At 49.6% G+C, this 4723-nt stretch carries 5 protein-coding genes; 4 read left to right on the forward strand and 1 reads right to left on the reverse strand.

The window, feature by feature from the left end; genetic code table 11:
- The first annotated feature begins 475 nt into the window (after nt 1-475).
- From VLH40_08765 to VLH40_08780, 4 genes are all read left to right on the forward strand, one after another.
- Complete coding sequence (locus VLH40_08765) at nt 476-724, forward strand: glutaredoxin family protein (protein HSV32092.1); 249 nt, start codon at nt 476-478, stop codon at nt 722-724.
- Nucleotides 721-1122, forward strand: a complete 402-nt coding sequence (locus tag VLH40_08770) for a ferredoxin-thioredoxin reductase catalytic domain-containing protein (GenBank protein ID HSV32093.1) — start codon at nt 721-723, stop codon at nt 1120-1122. Before VLH40_08765 ends, VLH40_08770 begins: the two co-directional genes overlap by 4 nt.
- A gap of 82 nt (nt 1123-1204) precedes the next feature.
- Complete coding sequence (locus VLH40_08775; GenBank protein ID HSV32094.1) at nt 1205-2257, forward strand: NAD(P)-dependent oxidoreductase; 1053 nt, start codon at nt 1205-1207, stop codon at nt 2255-2257.
- Nucleotides 2254-3573 carry a class II D-tagatose-bisphosphate aldolase, non-catalytic subunit gene (locus VLH40_08780; protein HSV32095.1) on the forward strand — a complete coding sequence of 440 codons (1320 nt, stop codon included), beginning with the start codon at nt 2254-2256 and terminating at the stop codon, nt 3571-3573. Before VLH40_08775 ends, VLH40_08780 begins: the two co-directional genes overlap by 4 nt.
- A 196-nt stretch (nt 3574-3769) precedes the next feature.
- Here the strand turns inward: VLH40_08780 and VLH40_08785 are convergent, their stop codons facing one another.
- Nucleotides 3770-4429, reverse strand: a complete 660-nt coding sequence (locus VLH40_08785; protein ID HSV32096.1) for a class I SAM-dependent methyltransferase — start codon at nt 4427-4429, stop codon at nt 3770-3772.
- Nucleotides 4430-4723: the final 294 nt, after the last annotated feature.

The following is a 4723-nucleotide window of genomic DNA, read 5'->3' on the forward strand; positions in this document are numbered from 1 at the left end:
CCATCAGCCCCGCCTCATCTGGCATTTTCTCACACGCATCAATGACCACGTCCGGTTGCAGTGCTGCTGAAAAGGCCGTCCTTGGCATATTTACTTCGAAAATGCGGTGATTTCGGCGGCTGATTTAGGCAACTCAGGCCCAGGCTTCCTTCGTTCTTTTGCAGCAGAATTACTTATTGCAGTAGAATCATAATTTGTGATCGTTCATAATTCTCTTGTCTGCGGTTTGTAATGGTTAGGTCGAAATGATTATAGATACATCCCCGTGTCGGGGAGCTTCACGAGTGTTGCGCGTTCCTAATTTTCACGCATGCGTATTCCACATCCGTCGTGAACCGCGGAACTGTTTATAACAACAAGACAAGGTCGGAATAGGGATCGATGAATCGAGTTGTAATCAAGAAGGGAAATCATTCTTGTTCGTGGGGGCTTCCTCCCCTGCTATAATAAGAAAAATAAAAAGGAGTTGACTGCCATGAAATATGTTATGGTATATGCCCTCAGCACCTGTCCTTTTTGCCGGATGGCCAAGAGCTATTTTGACGACCATAATATTTCATACAACAGCGTCGACATTGATCTCCTGCGCGAAGACGAAAAAGAGAACGCAATTAAGGAAGTACAGCGTTTGTCGGGAAGAAGGGCTTTTCCGGTCATCGTCATCGACGAAGATGTGATCGTCGGATACGACGAGCTGCGCATCGGGGAGGCGCTGGATAAATGAGAGAAAAAATACTGTGTCCGGTTTGCGAGGTCTCCTTTCTTATTAAGGAAGAAAAGGCCGCCGGAAAACCCACCATATGTCCGGTTTGCGGAGCAATTCTGATCATGAAGGAATCCCAGGGAAACTGGTTCTTGAGCCGTCCCGCGGGCATGGAACCGGCAACGGAAATCAGACAAAGGATGGACAATTTCGCGCGACTCAGGGGATACCATTTCAATGATATGAAAGACCCTCTCGTTGAAGGCCTTCTGAAGAAACGGGAGCGTTTCGGTGATTTTTACTGCCCCTGTAAGATCGATAATATTCAGGAAAATGTCTGCCCATGTTTGGAAACCCGTATGGGCAGTGTCGAACGAGACGGCAGGTGTCACTGTGGCCTGTTTTGGAAAAAGCTTTGAACCGGAGCCTGACTTGAGGCCCCCGACTAACCTAGCTTGGTAGTATGATACCCTTCAACCGTTTGCTTGTGGGAGATGGAATATGGGGAAAAAAAAAGTTATTGTGCTCAGTGATTTCTTTTGCACCCCCTTGGTCATGGAAAAAGCCGTTCAAGACAAGCCCTTTTGGTTGCAAACTGAAAGAAAATATTTTAACACCGAGTGGCCCAAGATTCCTTTCCACTATGATGGGGAATGCAAGGAATATACCCCTTATCCGGAAGAGGCCATTGAAGAAGCTCGAGACTGCGAGGCAATTATTACCCACATCGGGTTGGTGGATAGGCGGTTGATCGAAACCGCCAGGAACTTGAAAATTATCGGTTGCCTGCGAAGCGGACCGGTCAATGTCGATGTTACTTTTGCCGCGAGTCGTAAAATTCCGGTGGTGTCTACCCCATTCCGAGGCACTGAGGCAGTGGCGGAGTATGTCGTGGGCCTGATGATCGCCTTACGCAGGTCCATCGTTGCGGCCCATGAAGCCTATAAAAGGGGTGCCTGGACCCAAAATTTTTACTACCGGTACGACAACGCTTATCCACCCTTTTCCGAACAACGGATTGGATTTGTTGGTTTCGGGAATATTGCCCGTGCTTGTATCCGCTTACTGGCTCCCTTTCACTGTGAGTGCGTCGCATATGATCCTTTTGTCAGTGCGGAAGCGATGGCTGAATCGAACGTGCAAAAAATCGACCTTGAAGAATTATTGAAGACTTCGGATATTGTTTCCTTGCACCTGCGGTACGCGATAGGCATGGAAAATATGATGGACTGGAAACAATTCCGCCTGATGAAGCCGACCGCGCTTTTTATTAATACAGCCAGAGGGCGCCTGGTGAACGAAACCGCTTTAGAAACGGCTCTGCGGGAGAAATGGATTGCCGGAGCCGCGCTGGATACCTTTTGGGACGAATCCCAGGTCAGCACCGGTTTTGTCGATACTCCTTCCAACCTGATCTTAACCCCGCACATTGCGGGAGCGAGCCGCCGGACCGCCGATACCGCGGCAGCTACAGTAGTTGAGGCAATTGAGAAGTTCTTTGTGGAGCATTCATTGCAAGCTCGCATAAACAAACCAGGGAGGATTTTTCCATGATGTCTCGTCAAGCAGTGGATAGCAGTGAATTTCGGGAAATGGCCCGGGAGCGGAAGATCCCTTTATGTGACTTTCTGCTCAGAACCATCAAAGAGCTCGAAACACCGGCGACCCTGTTCGCCGCTTGCCCTAACTCAGAAGCAGTGATTAAGGCTTCCCTGCGTGCGGCTAAAAGGGCCAATGCTCCAATAAAATTCGCTGCCACCCTCAACCAGGTTGACCTGGATGGCGGATATACCGGTTTGAACCATTTCGAATTTGCAGAAACGATCAAGCAGGAAGCCGAGACCATCGATTATCAGGGCCCGATCATTATTGCTGTCGACCATGGTGGTCCCTGGTTGAAAGACCTGCAGACAATCGAAAATTGGACGCTGGAACGCTCCATGGCTTGGATCAAACAGTCTTTCGAGGCGGCAGTGGAGGCAGGCTATGATTTGATCCATGTCGATCCGACCGTCGAGCGGACCCTTCCTCCGGGAAGCAATATCCCTATCGAACGAGTCGTCGAGCGGACCATCGAATTGATCGAACATACCGAGCGATTCCGGCGGTCGAAACAGCTGCCACCCATTGCCTATGAGGTGGGTACCGAAGAAGTGCATGGCGGCCTGGCCGATCTAACCGTGTTCGACCGCTTTCTCGGCGGCCTCCAGGCCGGACTGACGGCAAAGGGACTGGATGATGTTTGGCCGGTGTTGGTAGTGGGAAAGGTGGGGACCGACCTCCACACAACCTTTTTTGACGGCCCTTTGGCCCAAATTCTGGTGAATAAAGCCCGCGCCTACGGATCTTTCATCAAAGGACATTATACTGACTACGTGGACAATCCAGAGGATTATCCACGCTCGGGGATAGGCGGAGCCAACGTCGGTCCGGAGTTTACCGAAGAAGAATATAACGCGTTGGTCCAGCTCAGTATCATCGAGGAAAAATTATACCGCAACCATCAGGTAGTTCGTCTTTCCAAAATCCTTGATGTTTTGGAGAACGCCGTTTATGAAAGTGGCCGGTGGAAAAAATGGCTGCAGGATGAAGAACGATCCACTGGGTTCTGCGATCTCTCTCCGAAACGAAAGGCCTGGTTGATCAAGACCGGGTGCCGGTATATCTGGTCCACGCCCCAGGTGCTCGCTGCCCGTAACCTGCTGTACGCGAATCTGACTCGTAATGGGTACGAACCAGAAGAGATGGTCCTCATGCAAATCGAACGGTCCATGGACAAGTACTATCGAGCCTTCGGTTTGACCGATCTCAATACCCGTCTGAAGCCTCTTGTCCACGGAATGACTGATGAAGGGAGAAAGCAACCATGAAAAACATTGGTCGGAACCAGTCCTTTCGAACCAGTTCCGACCAATGCAAGGAGGGGAAAGATACTTTATTGATCTGCTTCGTCAAAGCTTCCTATCCTACTTCGGCCACCATTCTACATCAATATTCTTTTCTTGTCAATATTCAAACATCTGTTTTATAAATTTTCCAGGGGGATTTTCGAGCTTATACCTGCCTTTACCTATATATACAAGTTGACTGACAGAAATGTTTCACTGATGCACAAATTTTTTTTCCGCCCACAAAATAGAGTTCCTGGGTATCGACAGTTAAGACTGGACTAAGACCTGCTTCCCACATCCATGCCGCCACAACACCGGCTAGTGGAAGATAGTCCTTTTGTACCGCATCATCCGCTTCCCGATGCCGGGAGTTGATCTGATCACGACCTTGCAAATGCATGACCACAAGCCACCCCTCCGCTCTCAACCAACCAGCCATTCGCATTAACAGGCGCTTTTGTTTTCGAAAGTGTGGAAAGCACGAATAACAGGAAATCACGTCAAATTCCTCTCCTGGTTCATAGTTTTCCACGTCCTCACATACATACTTGATCCCCCGGTTGCCGAATTTTTCCCGAGCGATCTGGAGCATCCTTTCCGAGAAATCGAGTGCGATTATCCGGCCTGCCCTTCCCAGTCGTTTCAGAAAAATTGGTATCAGTACTCCGGTACCGGAACCCACATCCAAAATACGGGCATTCGGTGGAATCTCGAACAAGGAAAAAAGCCGGCGTATTTTGGAGCCGTCGTGAACGACCCGTTCATCCCAACAGTCGGCCAATCGATCAAAATAATCTTTTAGTGTCTCTGTGTGCATACGGGTCTGCGCAAACATCAGCGACCCTCCCGTTCCCTATGTTCCTGCAAAGCGGCTGGGCAACTCTCTTTCCCAAAGGGGGAAGGAGGTGAAGTGGATGACGATTTCCGGCAATCTGGTCAAGAAGAGACCCTAAAGAAGCGCAAACCCATCACGACCCATTGACCGAAAAAGGCCATCCCTCTTCCGAGAATCATGGACAGACCCGCACGGCGGTTATCTCCCATCGCTCCTTCTAATATCTATACCAGGTCACAACGCCATATGTTCCCATCTTTGATTCCACTGCAATAAGTAATTCTGCTGCAAAAG

The organism is Atribacteraceae bacterium, from assembly GCA_035477455.1.
In the GTDB taxonomy this organism is placed as follows: Bacteria; Atribacterota; Atribacteria; order Atribacterales; family Atribacteraceae; genus DATIKP01.